14 protein-coding genes are annotated in these 18,240 nt (G+C 69.4%); 5 read left to right on the top strand and 9 right to left on the bottom strand.

The genetic code is table 11. The annotated features are described in order from the left end of the window. Positions 1-26 precede the first annotated feature (26 nt). The 3 genes from FHS98_RS00765 to FHS98_RS00755 all read left to right on the top strand — a co-directional run bounded on the left by FHS98_RS00765 (position 27) and on the right by FHS98_RS00755 (position 3,779). Complete coding sequence (locus FHS98_RS00765) at positions 27-701, top strand: ABC transporter ATP-binding protein (protein ID WP_341785998.1); 675 nt, start codon at positions 27-29, stop codon at positions 699-701. Continuing rightward, positions 698-3,193: an ABC transporter permease gene (locus FHS98_RS00760; protein ID WP_167098380.1), complete on the top strand. Its 2,496-nt coding sequence runs from the start codon at positions 698-700 to the stop codon at positions 3,191-3,193. The genes FHS98_RS00765 and FHS98_RS00760 overlap by 4 nt, the downstream gene beginning before the upstream one ends. A 61-nt stretch (positions 3,194-3,254) precedes the next feature. Next, positions 3,255-3,779 carry a hypothetical protein gene (locus tag FHS98_RS00755; protein ID WP_167098377.1) on the top strand — a complete coding sequence of 175 codons (525 nt, stop codon included), beginning with the start codon at positions 3,255-3,257 and terminating at the stop codon, positions 3,777-3,779. A 4-nt stretch (positions 3,780-3,783) separates the two neighbouring features. Here FHS98_RS00755 and FHS98_RS00750 read toward each other — a convergent pair whose 3' ends face one another. Then, positions 3,784-5,070 (bottom strand): glycoside hydrolase family 130 protein, encoded by a 1,287-nt coding sequence (locus FHS98_RS00750; protein ID WP_167098374.1) that lies wholly within the window; start codon positions 5,068-5,070, stop codon positions 3,784-3,786. 116 nt (positions 5,071-5,186) lie between these two features. Here FHS98_RS00750 and FHS98_RS00745 point away from each other — a divergent pair, with 116 nt between their 5' ends. Further along, the gene (locus FHS98_RS00745) at positions 5,187-5,993 is read left to right on the top strand and encodes a TrmH family RNA methyltransferase (RefSeq protein WP_167098371.1); all 807 of its coding nucleotides are present in this window, start codon (positions 5,187-5,189) and stop codon (positions 5,991-5,993) included. Here FHS98_RS00745 and FHS98_RS00740 read toward each other — a convergent pair. The 3 genes from FHS98_RS00740 to FHS98_RS00730 all read right to left on the bottom strand — a co-directional run bounded on the left by FHS98_RS00740 (position 5,990) and on the right by FHS98_RS00730 (position 9,474). Further along, complete coding sequence (locus FHS98_RS00740; protein ID WP_167098368.1) at positions 5,990-6,178, bottom strand: hypothetical protein; 189 nt, start codon at positions 6,176-6,178, stop codon at positions 5,990-5,992. The two genes, FHS98_RS00745 and FHS98_RS00740, sit on opposite strands and share 4 nt — an antisense overlap. Then, entirely contained in the window at positions 6,175-7,356 is a 1,182-nt protein-coding gene (locus tag FHS98_RS00735; protein WP_167098365.1) for an HD-GYP domain-containing protein, read from the bottom strand. Before FHS98_RS00735 ends, FHS98_RS00740 begins: the two co-directional genes overlap by 4 nt. Before the next feature lie 81 nt (positions 7,357-7,437). After that, entirely contained in the window at positions 7,438-9,474 is a 2,037-nt protein-coding gene (locus tag FHS98_RS00730; RefSeq protein WP_243847793.1) for a protein-disulfide reductase DsbD family protein, read from the bottom strand. Between the two features lie 124 nt (positions 9,475-9,598). Between FHS98_RS00730 and FHS98_RS00725 the strand changes: the two genes are divergently transcribed. Continuing rightward, complete coding sequence (locus FHS98_RS00725) at positions 9,599-11,263, top strand: alkaline phosphatase family protein (RefSeq protein WP_243847792.1); 1,665 nt, start codon at positions 9,599-9,601, stop codon at positions 11,261-11,263. A gap of 139 nt (positions 11,264-11,402) precedes the next feature. On the opposite strand, the gene FHS98_RS00720 is transcribed toward FHS98_RS00725, so the two are convergent. The 5 genes from FHS98_RS00720 to FHS98_RS00700 form a co-directional block, all read right to left on the bottom strand. After that, entirely contained in the window at positions 11,403-12,335 is a 933-nt protein-coding gene (locus FHS98_RS00720) for a right-handed parallel beta-helix repeat-containing protein (protein ID WP_167098359.1), read from the bottom strand. A gap of 74 nt (positions 12,336-12,409) precedes the next feature. Then, a complete protein-coding gene (gene metH, locus FHS98_RS00715) occupies positions 12,410-15,145 on the bottom strand; it encodes a methionine synthase (RefSeq protein WP_243847791.1) in 2,736 nt (911 codons plus the stop codon). A 14-nt stretch (positions 15,146-15,159) separates the two neighbouring features. Beyond that, entirely contained in the window at positions 15,160-16,221 is a 1,062-nt protein-coding gene (locus FHS98_RS00710) for a homocysteine S-methyltransferase family protein (RefSeq protein WP_167098356.1), read from the bottom strand. Next, on the bottom strand, positions 16,218-17,156 hold the full coding sequence (gene metF, locus FHS98_RS00705; protein ID WP_167098353.1) for a methylenetetrahydrofolate reductase: 939 nt from the start codon (positions 17,154-17,156) through the stop codon (positions 16,218-16,220). Before metF ends, FHS98_RS00710 begins: the two co-directional genes overlap by 4 nt. After that, positions 17,156-18,115, bottom strand: a complete 960-nt coding sequence (locus FHS98_RS00700; protein WP_167098350.1) for an ArsR/SmtB family transcription factor — start codon at positions 18,113-18,115, stop codon at positions 17,156-17,158. The genes metF and FHS98_RS00700 overlap by 1 nt, the downstream gene beginning before the upstream one ends. Positions 18,116-18,240: the final 125 nt, after the last annotated feature.

The raw sequence follows: 18,240 nt of genomic DNA, 5'->3' as shown, positions 1-18,240 counted from the left end.
AAGCCGCCGCGCCCTCCGATAGCATCGTGATCGAAGCGCGCAATCTGACGCTGTCGCTCGGCCGCCCACCGGCGCGGGTCGACATCCTGCGTGGGCTCGACCTTGCGGTGAGCGCGGGCGAGAGCGTCGCGCTGCTCGGGCCGTCGGGCTCGGGCAAATCCTCGCTGATGGCGGTGCTGAGCGGGCTGGAGCGGCCCAGCGGCGGCAGCATCCACGTCGCCGGGCTCGATTTCGCGGCGATGGACGAGGACGCGCTGGCGGTCGCCCGGCGCGGACGGATCGGGATCGTGTTGCAGGCCTTCCACCTGCTGCCGACCATGACCGCGCTCGAAAATGTCGCCGTGCCGCTGGAACTGGCGGGCGAACCCGACGCCTTCGCCCGCGCCGAGGCGGAGCTTGCCTCCGTCGGCCTCGGCCATCGCACCGGCCATTATCCGGCGCAGCTTTCCGGCGGCGAGCAGCAGCGCGTCGCCATCGCCCGCGCGCTCGCCCCCCGCCCGGCGCTGCTCTTCGCCGATGAGCCGACCGGCAATCTCGATCACGCCACCGGCGTCGCGATCATGGACCTGCTCTTCTCACGCCATCGCGAGGCGGGGACCACGCTGTTCGTCATCACCCATGATCCCTCGCTCGCGGCGCGCTGCGGGCGGGTGGTGTCGCTGGAGGACGGCCGCATCGTCTCGGACCGGCGCGGCGCATGAGGCTGAGCTGGCGGCTGGCGCTGCGTGACCTGCGGGCCGGCGGGCGCGGGCTCTGGCTGCTGGTGCTGTGCCTGTTCCTCGGCACGGCGGCGCTGGCCGGGATCGGGAGCCTCTCCGCCAGCATCCTCGGCGCGCTCGACGACCAGAGCCGCGCGATGCTGGGCGGCGATCTGGAGATGCGCGTCTCGCAACGCCGCGCGACCGTCGAGGAAGGCGCGGCCTTCGCCGCCGCCGGCCCCGTCGCCGAGACGATCCGCGCCCGTGCCATGGCCGAGCCGCTCAACGGGCAGGCCCCGGCGCTGGTGTCGCTGAAGGCCATCGACGAGCATTGGCCGCTGGTCGGGCGCTTCACGCTGGAGCGCGGCGCGCTGGCGCCCCGGCCGCATGGAGCGCAGGTGGCGGTCGCGCCGGCGCTGGCGGATCGGCTGGGCCTGCACGTCGGCGACACGATCCGCATCGGCATGGCGCGGCTCCGCGTCATCGGGCTGATCGACAGCGAGCCCGACCATCTCGGCGAAGGCTTCAGCCTCGGGCCGACGGTGCTGGTCGACATGGCCGGGCTCGACGCGACCGGCGTGATCCAGCCGGGCAGCCTCTATGAGAGCCGCTACCGCCTCCTCCTGCCACCCGGCGCCGACACCGCGCGGATCGGCGACGGCTTCATCCACCGCTTCCCGAGCGCCGGCTGGAGCAAGCGCACGCCCGACGATGCCGCCGGCTCGCTCAGGAAGGGCATCGCCCAGCTTGGCCAGTTCCTGCTCCTCGTCGGCCTCGCGGCGCTGGCGATCGCGGGGGTGGGCGTCGGCAGCGGGGTGAGCGCCTATCTCGCGGGCAAGACGAAGACGATCGCGACGCTCAAGGTGCTGGGCGCGCGCTCCGTCGCGATCGCGGCGATGTTCCTGATGCAGCTCGGGCTGGTGGCGGGCGGCGGCATCCTCGGCGGGCTGGCGCTGGGCGCCGCGGTGCCGGCGATCGTCGAGACGGTGGTGGGCGACGCGCTGCCCGTGCCGCCGCGCCTTGCCGTCTATCCGGGGCCGCTGCTGGTGGCCGCCGCGCTGGGGCTGCTGGTGGCGCTGCTGTTCGCGCTGCCGGCGCTCTCCCGCGCGCGCTCGGTGCCCGCCGCGACTCTGCTCCGCGACAGCCTCGCTCCGCTCACCCGCCCGAGCCTCGCCACGCTCGCGGGCATGGCGGCGCTGCTCGCGGCGCTGATCGGCATCGCCGTGCTGACCGCCAGCGACCGGGGCATCGCACTCGGCTTCGTCGGCGCGACGGCGGCGCTGGTGGTGGGGCTGTGGCTGCTCGGCTTCGCGCTCCGCCTCCTGCTCGCCCGCCTGCCGAGGCCGCGCCGGCCCTTCTTCCGCCTCGCGCTCGCCAATCTCCACCGTCCCGGCGCGCAGACCGACCGGCTGGTGGTGGCGCTGGGGCTCGGCTTCTCGCTGTTCGTGGCGCTGGCGGTGATCGACACCAGCCTGTCGAGCGAGATTCACGCCGCCGCTCCGGCCCGCGCCCCGCGCTTCTTCGCGATCGACCTCCAGCCCGAGGACTCCGCCCGCTTCCGCGCGCTCATCACGCAGGCCGCGCCGAATGCGCGGATCGAGACGGTGCCGTCGCTGCGCGGATCGATCGTGGCGCTGAAAGGCCAGCGCGTCGCCGACATGAAATCGATCCCCGAGGGCGCGTGGATATTGAAGGGCGACCGCACCATCACCTGGTCCGCCACCGTTCCGCCGCGCAACACAGTCGTCGCGGGGCGCTGGTGGCCGGCGGACTATCGCGGCCCGCCGCTCGTCTCGATGGAGGACAAGGCCGCCGAGACGCTCGGCCTGCATGTCGGCGACACGATCACCGTCGCGGTGCTCGGCGTCGAGGTGCCGGCCCGGATCGCGGCGCTCAGGAAGGTGGACTGGGGCGGCCTCGGCCTCAATTTCGCGCTGGTCTTCTCGCCCGGCTATATCGAGGAGGCGCCGCATGGCCTGCTTGCCAGCGTCTACGCCCCGCCCGCGCGCGACGGCGCGATCGCGCGGGCGGTGGCGGTGGGGCTGCCGTCGGTCACCATGGTCCGCACCGGCGACCTGATCGGCCAGGTGGGCGACCTCCTCGGCCAGATCGCGCTCGCGATCCGCGCGGCGGCGGCGGTGACGGTGGCGGCCGGGATCGTCGTGCTGGTCGGCGCGGTGGCGGCGTCCGGGCGGGCACGGCGCTATGACGTGCTGATCCTCAAGCTGCTCGGCGGGAACCGGCGGCAACTGCTCGGCGGGCAGGCGCTCGAATATGCGCTGCTCTCGGCGCTGCTGATCGCGGTGGCGGTCGCGGTGGGTGGCGGCGGCGGCTGGTATGTGGTGGTCAAGGTCTTCGCCCTGCCCTTCGCGCCGGACTGGGCGGTGGTGGCGGGGACGCTGGCCGCCGCGATCGCGATGACGCTCGGCATCGGCGTACTCGGCAGCCTGCCCGCGCTCGCGGCGCGCCCGGCGCAAGGCCTGCGCGAGATGTGAGCGGATCGGAAATGCGCTACAGCGGTTGGAAGATGGTTCGTCCCGCCGGTCGGAGGATTTGATGCGCGTCTTGCTGATTCCCATGCTCGCTTTGCCGTTGCTCGCCACCGCCCCCGCCGCCGCGCAGGAGAAGAGCGGCGTCGAGCGCGCCGCCACCGCGCCGCTGCGCGACACGCGGATCAAGGACGACAAGATCCCCGAGATCCTCCAGCTCGCGGCGTCGGCCCCTTATTCGCTGAAGGGCATCACCAACTGCGCCAGCATCTCGGCCGAAGTTCGCAAGCTCGATACCGCGCTCGGCACCGACGTGGACGTTCCGGCCAAGAAGAAAGGCGAAGGCTCCGCCATCGCGGCCGCGGCGGCGGGCGAAGCCGTGAAGAGCATCATCCCCGGCCTCGGCCTCGTCCGCGTGGTGACGGGCGCGGACAAGCAGCAGCGGCGCGTCGAGGCGGCGGTCTATGCGGGGGCGGTGCGGCGAGGCTATCTGAAGGGCATCGGCCTCAGCCGCCACTGCCCGCTCCCCGCCGCGCCGACGCGGCAGGCGCAGCTCGACACGCCCGAGATCGTCGCCCCCGAAGCGGACTGACGCCTCAGTCCATCATCGCGAGCAGATCGTCCACCGAGACGGTGGCGAAGGTCGCGAAATTGTCGGCGACGCCATAAGGCAGCAGCAGCGAGCGGCCATGCACCATCGCGCCGCAGCTATAGACGACATTGGGCACATAGCCGTCCCGATCCTCGGGGCCGGGGCGGAGCAGTGGCACGCGGGTGCGCTTGAGCAGCTTCGAGGGATCATCCTTGTCGAGCAGGCAGGCGCTGATCGTATAGTTCCTGACCAGCCCGACCCCGTGGATGATGAGGAGCCAGCCCTCGTCGATCTCGATCGGCGAGCCGCAATTGCCGATCTGGACATATTCCCACGGCCAGAAGGGCGTGACGATCTTCTCCGCGCCGTTCCAGTTATGGAGATCGTCGGAGCGCAGCAGCCAGATATTCTCATTGTCGTGCCGGCTCAGCATGACATAGCGGCCGTCGATCCGGCGCGGGAAGAGCGCCATGCCCTTGCCGCCCGCCGCGTCGCCCAGGAGCGGGCGCATCTCGAAGGTGCGGAAATCCTCGGTGCTCAGCAACTCGGAGCGAATGTCCGCGCCGCTATAGGCGGTATAGGTGCCGTAATAGGTGCATTTCCCGTCATCGTCGACGAAGCGGACGAGGCGGACGTCCTCGATCCCCTGTCGCTGGCTCGGCGCCATCGGGAAGATCACCGCCTCGGACAGATCCTGGCTTTCCTCGAAGAAGAGGCGGATGGCGGATTCGTCCGTCTCCCCCTCGATATGTTCCATGCGCGGCGGCACGGCATAGGGGCTCACCGGATCGACCTCGACCCGCTCGCCCGGCACCCAGATGCCCGTGCGGAAGGTGACGGAGGAGACATGCCCCTCCCCGATCCCGCGCAGCGACATCAGGAAACGGATGCCCCCTTCGGGCAGGTTGCTCTGGTCCCAATGGGTCACGATGCTGGGATTGAACAGCGCCGCCGCCTCGAAGCTGTATTCCTCGCTGAAGAAGCCCCCGATGATGAGCTGCTGGGCGTGGCTGATGCCATCCCGGCTGCACAGGCCCTCCATCTCGTGGAAGCGGCGGATCAGGATCGTCTCCATGTCGCGATGCCGCTCGCCGAGAATGGCGGTGGTGCGTTCGAGGCCGAGATGCAGCCAGCGTTCGTCGAGCTTGAGCAGCCGGTCCACGATCCGCTGCGCGCGCGGGTGGCTGGGGACGGCGAAGCCCGCCGGATCGGAAGGCGAGAATGGCCGGATCACCGTTCGCGACGCATCCGGCCGCAGCGTGATCGACAAGTGGCGCACGATGTCCGTCATGGATCGACCCTTTCCCTACCCGCCCTCGTCCGAGGATTGTGCGCTTAAACGGGCGATCGGCCAAACGGCTCCGGCCATTGGCGTGGGCGGCGGCATGGCCTATCGCGCGGACCATCATGCCCACCATCCTGCCCGTCTCCGAGCCCGACGATCCCCGGATCGAGGCCTATCGCAACATCCGCGAGCGCGATCTCGTCGGCCGCGAGGGTCTGTTCGTGGCGGAGGGTCAGGTGGTGCTGGCGATGCTGATCGCTTCGGCCGCCTATCGCCCGCAATCGCTGCTGATCGCGGCGCACCGCCTGCCGGCGCTCGCCGCGCTGATCGATCCGCTTCCCGACGATGTGCCGGTCTATGCGGCGGAGCAGCGCGTGCTCGATGCGATCGCGGGCTTCCCGCTCCATCGCGGCATCCTCGCGATCGGCCGCCGGATCGACACGCCCGACGCCGACACGCTGCTTGCGCGCCTTCCGCAAGAAGCGGACGTGCTGCTGCTTTCGGCGATCGCCAATCATGACAATATCGGCGGCATCTTCCGCAACGCGGCGGCCTTCGGGGTGAAGGCGGTGCTGCTCGACGCGGATTGCTGCGATCCGCTCTACCGCAAGGCCATCCGCGTGTCGGTGGGAGCGGCGCTGCTGGTGCCCTTCGCCCGCATCGCGCGGGAGGACGATCCGCTCGCGCTCCTCGACCGGCATGGCTTCACCGCGCTGGCGCTGAGCCCGTCGGGCGCGACGACGCTCTCGAAGGCGCCCGTCGCGCGGCGCAACGCGGTGCTGCTGGGCGCGGAAGGCCCCGGCCTGTCAGCGGACCTGCTGCGCCGCGCCACCAGCGTTCGCATCGCCATGGCGCCAGGATTCGACTCGCTCAACGTCGCGACGACGAGCGGCATCGTGCTCCACCATCTCGCGGCCGCGCGGGCCTAGTCCACCGCCGGGGTGCGCCGCAGACGGCGCACGAGGATGAAGATCGCCGACAGCCAGCTCTGCGCGTCCTGGATCTGCTGCGCCTCGGCCGCCGCCTTCACGCGGACGATGCCCTCCTCGATGCCGCCGCCGGCGCCATAGCCCCGGTCGAGTTCCTCGGCGCGCCTGATCGCCACAGCCTTCATTCGCCCTCTCCGATCGCGGGGAGCGCCCGGCCCAGCAGCTCATGCGCCAGATCGCCCCAATCCTCAAATTCCCAGTCGGCCGGGTCTTCCGGCGAGAGGATGCCGGGCGTCCCGATCGCCACATCCTCGGGCGGGAGCATGCAGCCCCTCGATATCGAATAGAAGGAGCGGACCGTCGGGCAGGCCGGTTCCTCAGGATTCTCGCCGACCACGATCGCCAACATGCTGTCGCGGACGCGCACCAGCGTGCCGACCGGGAAGATGCCGAGGCTCGCCATGAAGGCGACCAGCAGCTCGGGATCGAAATGCCCCTTCCAGCGCCGCATCGCGCCGAGCGCCTGCTGGGGCGTCCAGGCGTCCTTATAGGCCCGGTCGGAGGTCAGCGCGTCATAGACGTCGCAGATCGCCCCCATGCGCGCGAGCAGGCTCAGCCCCTCCCCGTCCCGGCCATGGGGATAGCCCGTCCCGTCGACGCGTTCATGATGGCTGAGGCACACGTCCAGCGCGAGTTCGGGGATGCCCCCGCTGGCGCGGAGCAGATCGTAGCCATTGCCCGGATGCCCCTTCATCACCGCGAATTCGCCCTCGGTGAGCCGGCCCGGCTTGTCGAGGATGTCGCTCGGGATCGCGATCTTGCCGACATCGTGGAGCAGGCCCGCCAGCCCGATCTCGGGCAGCAGCGCCTCGTCCAGCTCCAGATGCCGGGCGAAGTTCATCATCAGCGCCGAGACGGCCACCGAATGGACATAGGTATATTCGTCGCGATTCTTCAGCCGCAGCAGCCGCAGGATGAGGCGCGCGTTGCGATCCACCTCGTCCGCCAGCTCCGCGACGACGGGCGCGAGCCGCTCCGCCGAGATGTTCCGCCCCATCCGCACATCGTCGAACAGGCGGATCACCGCGCGCTTGCCCCTCGCGATGGCCTTGGAGGCGCGCTCCCGGTCGGGATCGGCGCTGCGCAGGGCGGGCGTCCGGCGCGACGCCGCCTCCTCAGGCGACAGCCCCTTGTCGGTATCGATGACGATCGCCTCGATCGCGCTGTGCCGCAGCCTTTGCAGATCGGCGGGGTTGTCCAGCCGGAAGCGGGATTGCCAGAACGGGCGGTCGGCCCAGCTCCCCTCGAAGGACACGATGAACATCCCGAGCTTCACATCCTTGGGAGGGAGCCTGAGGAGCATCGAGCGGAACCTGCCTCGTGGTTGAAAGACCCTGCGCGCCTGCGCGGCCGCTATGGTTAGACCTCAGTCGTAAATGAGCCGTTATCGCCGGGTCAGCCCCGCCAGCAGGCCGGGGGTGAGGATCTGCGGCAGCTCCTCGGGCTCGCTCTTGCCGGGCGCATACCAGAGATAGAGCGGCACGCCGGAGCGGTGATGCGCTTCGAGGAACTTGCCGATCTTCGCATCGCCGTCGGTCCAGTCGCCGACCATGGTGACGACACCGGCGGCGCGGAAGGCATCCTGCGTCTCGGCGCGCTCGATCGCGGTTTTCTCGTTGACCTTGCAGGAGAGGCACCAGTCCGCCGTGAAATAGAGGAAGACCGGCTTGCCCTCCGCGCGGAGCGACGCGAGCTTCGCCTCGTCGAAGGGCTGCGAGATAGCGGTCGCCTGCGCCTCGGCCCTGGCGCCGCCCCTGGGGAGCAGCGCGATCGAGCCGAGCGCGACCAGCAGCGCCACCGCCGCCGGCGCCCACGCCGCCGCCTTGAAGCCGCGCTGGCGGATGCCGGTGATCCACAGCCCCAGCGTCAGCAGCATCGCCGCGCCGATCGCTAGCACCACGCCGTTCGCCGCCGTCTGGTTGCCGAGCACCCAGCACAGCCCAAGCGCCGTCAGGAACATCGGCACGGCGAGGATGCGGCGGAACGTCTCCATCCAGCCGCCCGGCTTGGGCAAGCGCTTCCTCAGCGCCGGCACGAAGCCCAGCAGCAGGAAGGGCAGCGCGAGCCCCAGCCCCAGCCCCGCGAACACCAGCAGCGCGGCCGCCACCGGCAGCACCAGCGCCACGCCCAGCGCGGCGGCCATGAACGGCCCGGTGCAGGGCGTCGCCACGAACGCCGCCAGCGCCCCCGTCCAGAACGCGCCCGCGACGCCGCCCTTGCCGGCAAGGCCCGAGCCCGCCGACACCGTGCCCAGCTCGAACAGGCCGGCGAGGTTGAAGCCGATCGCGCTCGTCAGCAGGATCAGCACGAGGATCACGCGCGGGTCTTGCAACTGGAACGCCCAGCCGACCTGCGTCCCCGCCGCCCGGAGCGCGAGGATCAGCCCGCCCAGCGCCACGCAGACGAGAATGATGCCGGCGGTATAGGCGAGCGCTTCACGCCGCACCTCGCGCTCGTTGCCGCCCGCACGGGCTAGGCTCAGCGCCTTGAGGCTCAGGATCGGGAAGACGCAGGGCATGACGTTGAGGATCAGCCCGCCGAGGATCGCCCCGCCCAGCGCGATCAGCGCGAGGCTCAGCGTGCCCTGGCTCGCGGCGCCTGTCGCCGGAGCCTCGCTGCCGAGCGGCGCCCCCGCCGCCGGAACCGCGCCCGGAGCCGCCGTGAAGGAGAGGCCGCTGCCGTCGCCCAGCGCCAGCACGCCGTCGAAGCTCTTCGGCGCGCTCGGGCCAGCCTTCGTCTCGATGACGAGCGCGTCGCCGTCGCGCGAGAAATTCTGCGGCGCGGCATAATCCACCGCGCCGTCGGTCACCGCGAAGAGATGCGGATCGTGCAGCGCCACCGCCGCCGGCAGCGGCACGGCGAGGCGGAACTGGCCGCCCTTCGCCTCGAACGCCACCGGGGAACCCAGCGGACGGGGCAGCGCCTTGCGCCACTCCGCGAACCGCGCCGTCGCCGAAGGATCGGCCGCGCCGTCGCCGACGGCCAGCGTCGCCGACACGGTCGCGCTCTCGGGCACGCAGATGCTCGGATTGCAGACGAGATAATCGAGCTTGGCAGAGATCGGCAGCAGCGTGCCCTTGGCGAGCCCCGCCGGAACGTCGAACGGCACGAGCAGCGCATAGGGCTTCTCGTAGACATGGTTCATCAGCCCCGCGATCACCAGCGTGCCCGGCACCGGATAGGCCGGATCGCCCGCCTTCGCGCCCTTGGGCAGCGTCCAGGTGGCGCGGAGCGGGAAGCCGCTGTCGCCCGGCGTCTGCCAATAGCCGTGCCAGCCCGGCTGCGGCGTCATGCTGAGCGCCAGCGTGGTGCGCTGGCCGGCGGCAGGCGTCAGGCTCTCGGGCACCAGCGCGGTGGCGATATGCGGGCCATCGCCGCCGGGAAGCCCCTGCGCCGCCGCCGGCGACCCGAGACCGACCATCAACGCGCACAGCCAAGCGGCTGTCATCAATACGAAACGTAGCACCGCCATCGCCGCTTTCGATCCTGCTCTCACCCGCCATGCTTCGTGTGAGCGCGGCGAACCGTTACATTGGGGCATATAGATGCGTTCATCGATGATTGCAGGGGGCTTTGCGGCCTTCCTGGTGCTGGGCACCGCTCTCACCCCGGCGACGGCCGCCCCGCCGCCCGTGAAACCCAGGCTGATCGTCGCCATCTCGGTCGATCAATATTCGTCCGAGCTCTATCGCCGCTATCTGCCGAGCTACACCGGCGGGCTGAAGACGCTGTCGTCGGGCGTGTCCTTCCCGGTCGGCTATCAGAGCCACGCCGCGACCGAGACCTGCCCCGGCCACTCGACCATCCTCAGCGGCCGGCATCCTTCCGCCACCGGCATCGTCGCGAATAGCTGGTTCGACGCGAAGACCGGCTCCAGCATCTATTGCGTGCAGGCGCCGGGCTCGTCCGACCCGAACGCGCGCGGGCCGCAGAACATGCATGTCACCACGCTCGGCGACTGGGTGAAGGCCGCCGAGCCCGGCGCACGCAGCTTCGCCGTCTCCGGCAAGGACCGCGCCGCGATCACCATGGGCGGCAAGCACGCCGACGGCGTCTATTGGTGGGTGGACGGCGAAGGCTTCACCACCTCGCCCTTCGCCGGCCCGGCGACGCCCGCCGTCACCCGGCCTGCCGCGACGTTCAACAGCGCGCTGCTCGTCCGCTGGAAGGCGAGGAAGCCGGTACTCTGGGCCGCGCCGTCCGCCGCCTGCGCCGCGCTCGAACAGCCGCACCGCTTCGGCAGGATCGACATCTCCGGCCGCGTGCCGCCGGACATCGCCGCCCATGTCGAGGACAATCCGCAATTCCTCAAGACCACCGATTTCCAGGACAATCTGCGCGCCTCGCCGCTGTTCGACGCCACCGTCGAGCAGTTCGCCGAGCGGGTGATCGCCGGCAACCATCTCGGCCACGGCCCCGCCACCGACGTGCTGGCCGTCAGCCTCTCGGCCAACGACTATATCGGCCACCGCTACGGCAATGGCGGCGCCGAAATGTGCGTGCAGCAGGCCTCGCTCGACCGGACGCTGGGCCGGTTCGTGCAGTATCTCGACACGCTCGGCGTGCCGGTAATGGTGGTGCTGACCGCCGACCATGGCGCGACCGACGCCGCCGAGCGCGAGCATGAGCATGACGACAAGGCCAGCCGCCTCGACAGCTTCAACTTCGTGAGCCGCCTCAACGAGGCGGTGATGGAGCAGACCGGCCTCAGCTACGAGCCGATCGTCGGCGACGATCCGCAGCAGCTCACCATCAATGTCGGCCCGGACGAGGCGCTGCGCACGAAGGTGCGCGACGCGGCGCTGACATGGCTGAAACAGCAGCCCGAGGTGCGCGAGGTCTTCACCCGCGCGCAAGTCGAGGCCGCCGTCGTGCCGCCGCACACGCCGCCGACCGAGCTGAGCTTCGCCCAGCGCTTCCACGAAAGCTACGACAAGGATCGCTCGGGCGACATCGCGGTGGCTTACGGGGAACGCACCAGCTTCGGGATGCCGCGCGGCCCCGGCGACGTGGTCGCGGGCCACGGCTCGCCGTGGAACCATGACCGCGAGGTGCCGATCCTGTTCTGGTGGCCGGGCGCCACCGCCGAGGCCCGCGCCACGCCGATCGAGACGGTCGACATCGCCCCGACGCTCGCCGCCATCGCCCATGTGAAGACGCCCGAGGTCGACGGCCAATGCCTCGATCTCGGCGGGAACTGCGCGAAGTAAGGGCGCCCCTTCCCGTCATCCATACCCCTTCCGTCATCCCGGCGGAGGCCGGGATCCAGAGCCACAGGCGTGATCGCTTGAGGCTCTGGATCCCGGATCAAGTCCGGGATGACGAATAAGAGGGAGGCGGGACGGGCGCCTACCGCGTCTCGAAGCCGGTGATGCCCTTGGCGATGCTGTTGCCGCTGATCTTGAGCGGCTCATGGCTGAAATCGATCGCGAAGGCCGGGGTGTAATGCACGCCCGGCGCCAGCGTCGCGGTGTTGCCGGTGATGGTGAGGCCCGCCGACGGATTGGAGCGATCCTCCGCCGCGATCACGATGAAGCCGGAATGATTCTCCTTGTCCGGCCCCTGCACCATCACGTTGCGCGCGATGAGCCCGGTCGAGCCCGAGGGCAGATCGATGATGTAGTTGCTGCCGTGCCCCTGCGAATCGTCGAAGCTGTTGTCGGTGATCGACACCTGCGCCGAACGGCTCTTGAGATAATGGCCGCCGCGCCCTTTCTCGAAGCGGGTGCGCGTGACGTAGAGCTTGCCGTAATGGCCGATATAGATCGAGTGCGCGCAGGCCAGCCCCCGATCGCAGCGGCCAAGGCCCGAGAAGGTCGAGCGGTCGATGCGGATCGTGGCGTTCGGGTCATCGGCCGAGAGGATGCCCTCTTCCGAGTTGCGGAAGGTGGCGTTCATCACGGTCAGGTTGCCATGCTCGATGCGGATGCCGGCGCCGTTGCCGTCCTGCACGCGCAGGTTCTGGAAGGTGAGGCCGTCCACCATCGCGTCCTGCCCATGCAGCACCAGCGTCGCCTTGCCCTCGCAGATGCCGCCGTCGAAGATCGCGGTTCCCGTCGTGCGCGCGCGGAAGGCGACGCGGCCATGCTCGACCACCGTGCAATCGCGATAGGTGCCCGGCGCGATCAGGATGGTCGCATCCCCGCCATTGACCGAGCGCACCGCGTCGTCGAGCCGGTAGAAGCCCTTGCCCGTCTCCTCGACGGTGAAAGGCGCGTTCGACTGCGCCGAGGCGGCCGAGGCGAGGCCGAGGGCCATGAGCGGGAACAACAGGGACTTCATGGGCGCACTCCGATGAGACGGCGTGGACGCTGCCATGCGCTTGCCCCCCTCTCAAGCCCCCGAAACGACCGCCCTTAGTCCAGATTGGGACGCAGCCAGCGCGTCGCCGTCTCCAGATCGACGGCACGGCGGGCGGCATAATCCTCAAGCTGATCCTTGCCCACGCGGGCGACGCCGAAATATTCGGCATCCGAATGGCCGAAGTAAAAGCCCGAGACGGCCGCCGTCGGGAACATGGCGAAATGCTCGGTCAGCGTGATGCCGGTGGCTTCGGTGGCGTTCAGCAGATCGAACAGGATCGGCTTGAGGCTGTGATCCGGGCAGGCCGGATAGCCGGGCGCGGGGCGGATGCCGCGATACTGCTCGCGGATCAGCGCCTCGTTGGTGAGTTGCTCGTCCGGCGCATAACCCCACAGATCGGAGCGGACATGCGCGTGCAGGCGCTCGGCGAAGGCCTCGGCGAGGCGATCGGCCAACGCCTTGAGCATGATGTCCGAATAATCGTCATGCGCCGCGCGGAAGGCGGCGGAGCGCTCGTCGATGCCATGGCCGGCCGTCACCGCGAAGCCGCCGATCCAGTCACCTTGCGGAGAGATGAAATCGGCGAGGCACATGTTTGGGCGGCCCTCGCGCTTCTTGATCTGCTGGCGGAGCATGGGGAGCCTTGTTTCCGTCCCCTCCATCCCGTTCGCACTGAGCGAAGTCGAAGTGCGTGCATCAGACGCAGCGTTTGCGGCACGTCCTTCGACTTCGCTCAGGACGAACGGAGTATCGGGATCGCCCGTCCAAACCAGGATGTCGTCGCCCTCGCGGCGGCACGGCCAAAGGCCCGCCACGCCCTTCGCTGTCAGCCACTTCTCGGCGACGATCCTGTCCAGCATCGCCTGCGCGTCGGCGTAGAGCGAGCGGGCGCTCTCGCCCACCACAGCATCGTCGAGGATCGCCGGATAATTGCCGTGCAATTCCCAGGCGCGGAAGAAGGGCGTCCAGTCGATATAGTCGCGCAGGTCCGCGAGATCCCAGTCCTCATAGACATGCACGCCGGGCCTGGCCGCCGCTGGAGCCTTGTGCGCCTCGTCGAAGGGAAAGGCGTTGGCGCGGGCCTCTTCGAGCGTGGCGAGTTCGTTCTGCCCCTTGCCCTCGCGCGCCTTGCGGACGGCATCATATTCGGCAGCCGTCTTCTCGACGAAGCCGTCGCGCTGGGTGTCGCTCATCAGCGTGGACGCCACGCCGACCGCGCGGGAAGCGTCGAGTACGTGGATCACCGGGCCAGCATAAGCCGGCGCGATGCGGAGCGCGGTATGGACCTTGGAGGTCGTCGCCCCGCCGATCAGCAGCGGCATGTCCATGCCCGCGCGCTGCATCTCGGCCGCGACCGTCACCATCTCGTCGAGCGAGGGGGTGATGAGGCCCGAGAGGCCGATCATGTCCGCCTCATTCTCGTTCGCGGATTCGAGGATCGTCGTCCACGGCACCATCACGCCCAGGTCGATGATCTCATAGCCGTTGCAGGCCAGCACGACGCCGACGATGTTCTTGCCGATATCGTGGACGTCGCCCTTCACGGTCGCCATCACGATGCGGCCCTTGGCCTTGGCGCCGGCTTCCTTCTCGGCTTCGATGAAGGGCAGCAGATGCGCCACCGCCTTCTTCATCACGCGCGCGGACTTCACCACCTGCGGCAGGAACATCTTGCCCGAGCCGAACAGGTCGCCGACGACGTTCATGCCGTCCATCAGCGGCCCTTCGATCACCTCGATCGGGCGCGCGAAGCCTTGGCGGGCCTCCTCGGTGTCCTCGACGACGAAGGCGTCCAGACCTTTCACCAGCGCATGTTCCAGCCGCTTGGCGACCGGCCAGCCGCGCCACTCCTCGGCCGCCTTGTCCGCGACGACATCCTTCTGGCCGCGATATTTCTCGGCGATCGTGATGAGGCGCTCGGTGGCGTCGGGGTCGCGATTGAGGATGACGTCCTCGCACGCGACGCGCAGCTCCGGGTCGATCTGGTCATAGACGTCGAGCTGGCCGGCGTTGACGATCCCCATGTCCATCCCCGCCGGAATGGCGTGGTAGAGGAAGATCGAGTGCATCGCCCGGCGCACCGGCTCGTTGCCGCGGAACGAGAAGCTGAGGTTCGAAAGACCGCCCGAGATATGCGCGTGCGGGCAGCGCTTGCGGATCTCGCGCGTGGCCTCGATGAAATCGACGCCGTAATTGTTGTGCTCCTCGATCCCCGTCGCCACCGCGAAGATGTTGGGATCGAAGATGATGTCTTCCGGGGGGAAGCCGATGCCGGTCAGCAGCTTGTAGGCGCGCTCGCAAATCTCGATCTTGCGATCTTTCGTGTCCGCCTGCCCGACCGTGTCGAACGCCATCACGACCACGGCCGCGCCATAGGCCATGCATTTGCGCGCCTGCGCGAGGAAGGCCTCCTCGCCCTCCTTCATGCTGATCGAATTGACGATCGGCTTGCCCGAGACGCACTTCAGCCCCGCCTCGATCACGCTCCACTTGGACGAGTCGACCATCACCGGCACGCGCGCGATGTCGGGCTCGGCGGCGATCAGCTTGAGGAAGGTGGTCATGGCGTGCTCGGCGTCGAGCAGGCCCTCGTCCATGTTGACGTCGATCACCTGCGCGCCGTTCTCGACCTGCTGGCGCGCGACCTCGACGGCCTTGGCGTAGTCGCCGGCCATGATGAGTTTCTTGAACGCCGCCGATCCGGTGACGTTGGTGCGCTCGCCGATATTGACGAACATGGCGCGCGACTGCTGCGCCTCCTCGACGGGGAGTTCGGGTGCGGTGGCCATGGGTCTTCCGTCTGTCAGGCGGCGATGATGAAGGGTTCGAGGCCCGCGAGCGTCATGCGCACGGGCGGCGTCGGCAGCGCGCGGGGCGCGTGGCCCGCCACCGCCTTCGCCATCGCGGCGATATGCTCCGGCGTGGTGCCGCAGCAGCCGCCGACGACGTTCAGCAGGCCCGTCGCCGCCCATTCGGAGATGAAGCCTCCGGTGGTGTGCGGCTGCTCGTCATACTGGCCGAGATCGTTGGGCAGGCCCGCATTCGGATAGACCATCATCAGCGTGTCCGCGATGTGGCTGAGCGTCACGACATGCGGGCGAAGCTGCGGCGCGCCGAACGAGCAATTGAGCCCGATCGTCAGCGGCCGGGCATGGCGCACCGTCGCCCAGAAGGCCTCGACCGAATGGCCCGACAGATTGCGGCCGGACATGTCGGTGATGGTCATCGAGATCATCAGCGGCACGGGCTCTCCGCGTGCCTCGCCGGCCTCGATCACCGCCATCACGCCGGCCTTGGCGTTCAACGTATCGAAGATCGTCTCGATCAGGATGAAGTCGCAGCCGCCGTCCAGCAGCGCGTCGACCTGCTCGCGATACACATTCTTCAGCGTATCGAAGTCGATCGCGCGGAAGCCCGGATCGTTGACGTCGGGCGAGAGCGACAGCGTCTTGTTGGTCGGCCCCACCGCGCCCGCCACGAAGCGCGGGCGGCCGTCGGCGGCCTCGGCCTCGTCGGCGGCCAGCCTCGCGATGCGGGCGGCGGCGAGGTTCATCTCGCGCACCAGATGTTCGGCGCCATAATCCGCCTGGCTGATCGTGTTGGCGTTGAAGGTGTTGGTCGAGACGATGTCCGAACCGGCCTCCAGATATTGCTTCGTGATCGCCTCGATGATGTCCGGCCGGGTGAGTACGAGAAGGTCGTTATTGCCCTTCTGGTCGAAACCGGTGTCGTAGCCGCCGCGATAGGCGGCCTCGTCGAGCGAATAGCCCTGGATCATCGTGCCGAAGGCGCCATCGGTCAGCAGGATGCGCTTGGCGGCCTCGGCATGGAAGCGGATCGCCGCCGGGGAAACATGGTGGGTCATGCGGCCTTCTCCAGCGCCGCCTTGCCGGGGCGCAGACCGAGCAGGTGGCAGATGGCATAGGCCAGCTCCGCCCGGTTGAGCGTGTAGAAATGGAAGTTGCGCACGCCGCCCGCATAGAGCTTGCGGCACAGCTCCGCCGCGATCGTCGCGGCGACGAGCTGGCGGGCGGCGGGGTGGTCGTCCAGCCCCTCGAACAGCCGGTCCATCCAGCTCGGGATCGCCGCGCCGCAAAGCCCTGCGAACTTGCGCGTCTGCGCGACGTTCGAGACGGGCAGGATGCCGGGCACGATCTCGGCCGTGATCCCCGCCGCCGCCGCGCGATCGCGGAAGCGGAAGAAGCATTCCGGCGAGAAGAAGAACTGGCTGATCGCGCGGGTGGCGCCGGCGTCGATCTTGGCCTTCAGATTGTCGATGTCGGCCTGCGGATTGGCCGAATCAGGGTGGCATTCGGGATAGGCCGCCACCGAAATCTCGAACGGCGCGACCTTCTTCAGCCCCGCCACCAGATCGGCGGCGTTGCGATAGCCCTGGGGATGCGCCTCGAACGGCGCGCCCGCCTGCGGCATGTCGCCCCTGAGCGCCACGATATGGCGGACGCCCGCCTCCCAATAAGCGCGCGCGATCTCGTCCACCTCGTCGCGGCTCGCCTCGACGCAGGTGAGGTGCGCGGCGGCCGGGATCGCCGTCTCGCTGGCGATCCGCGCGACGGTGGCATGGGTGCGCTCGCGGGTCGAGCCGCCGGCGCCGTAGGTCACCGAGACGAAGCGCGGCCCCAGCGGCGCCAGCGTCTGGATCGCGGACCAGAGCTGCTCCTCCATCTTCTCGCTCTTGGGCGGGAAGAACTCGAACGACACCTTCGCATCGCCCGCGAGATCGGCGAACAGCGGCGCGTCAAGCGCGCGGCGCGCCTCTTCGAGATCGGCCATCGTCGGCATCAGGCAACCCTCCGCACGGGCTCGGCCGGGCGCTCGCCCAGCCACAGCTTCACCGTCAATTCATCCCCCTCAAGCGTATCCGCGACGGCAGGAGAAAGCCCCGCCGCGCCCATCCATTCGGCCATCTGCTGATCCGAGAAGCCCAGCCGCGCATGGGCAGCCTGATCGCGCAGCTCTTCCCGGTCATGCGGCGCGAAATCGGCGATCAGCAGGCGACCGCCCGGCCCCAGCAGGCGCGCCGCCTCGGCCACCGCCGCCGCCGGCTGCTGCGCGTAATGCAGCACCAGATGCAGCACGACGAGATCGGCCGAGCGATCGGCCAGCGGCAGCGCATACATGTCGCCCTGGCGCAGCTCGGCACGGGTGAGCGCGGGCTCCGCCTGCCCCGCCGCCGTCAGCCTGGCGCGCGCGAAGCGAAGCATCTCGGGGCTACGATCGATGCCGATGGCGCTCTCGGCGCGCGGGCCGAGCAGCTCCAGCATCCGCCCCGTGCCGGTGCCGATATCGACGAGCCGCCCGATCGGCCGCCCATCGAGCGCGCGACCGATCGCGCCTTCCACCTCGGCCTCGGCGACGTGGAGCGAGCGGATCGCGTCCCACTCGGCAGCATGGCCCTCGAAATAGCGCTCCGCCGCGGCCGAGCGCTCGGCCCGGACGGCATCGAGGCGCGCCAGATCGCCGTCGGTGTGGTGCGCGTCTTCCCACGCGTCGATCGCCGCGAACACCGGCGCCACCCGCCGCGTATCGCCGAGTGCCAGGAACACCCAGCTCCCCTCGCGCCGCCGCTCGGCCAGGCCCGCGTCGGCGAGAATCTTCACATGGCGGGAGACGCGCGGCTGGCTCTGCCCCAGCACCTGCGCCAGCTCGCCCACCGACAGCTCCATGACGCGCAGCAGCGCCACGATCCGCAACCTCGTCGGATCGGCCAGAGCCCGGAAGATGGCGAGCGCTTCCTTCATGCCGATAAGGATATAAGGATATCTTTATATCGGTCAATCGACTTGTACGGCCCCGGCCCAGATGGCAAGCGGCAACCTAATCCAGGGCGGGCCTGTTACACCCGTTCGAACATCAAAGGGATCGA

Origin of the sequence: Sphingomonas oligoaromativorans (genome assembly GCF_011762195.1) — a bacterium.
GTDB classification, from domain to species: Bacteria; Pseudomonadota; Alphaproteobacteria; order Sphingomonadales; family Sphingomonadaceae; genus Solisphingomonas; species Solisphingomonas oligoaromativorans.
The sequence above is the reverse complement of the archived record's forward strand: the minus strand, read 5'-3'. Positions and strand labels throughout refer to the sequence as shown.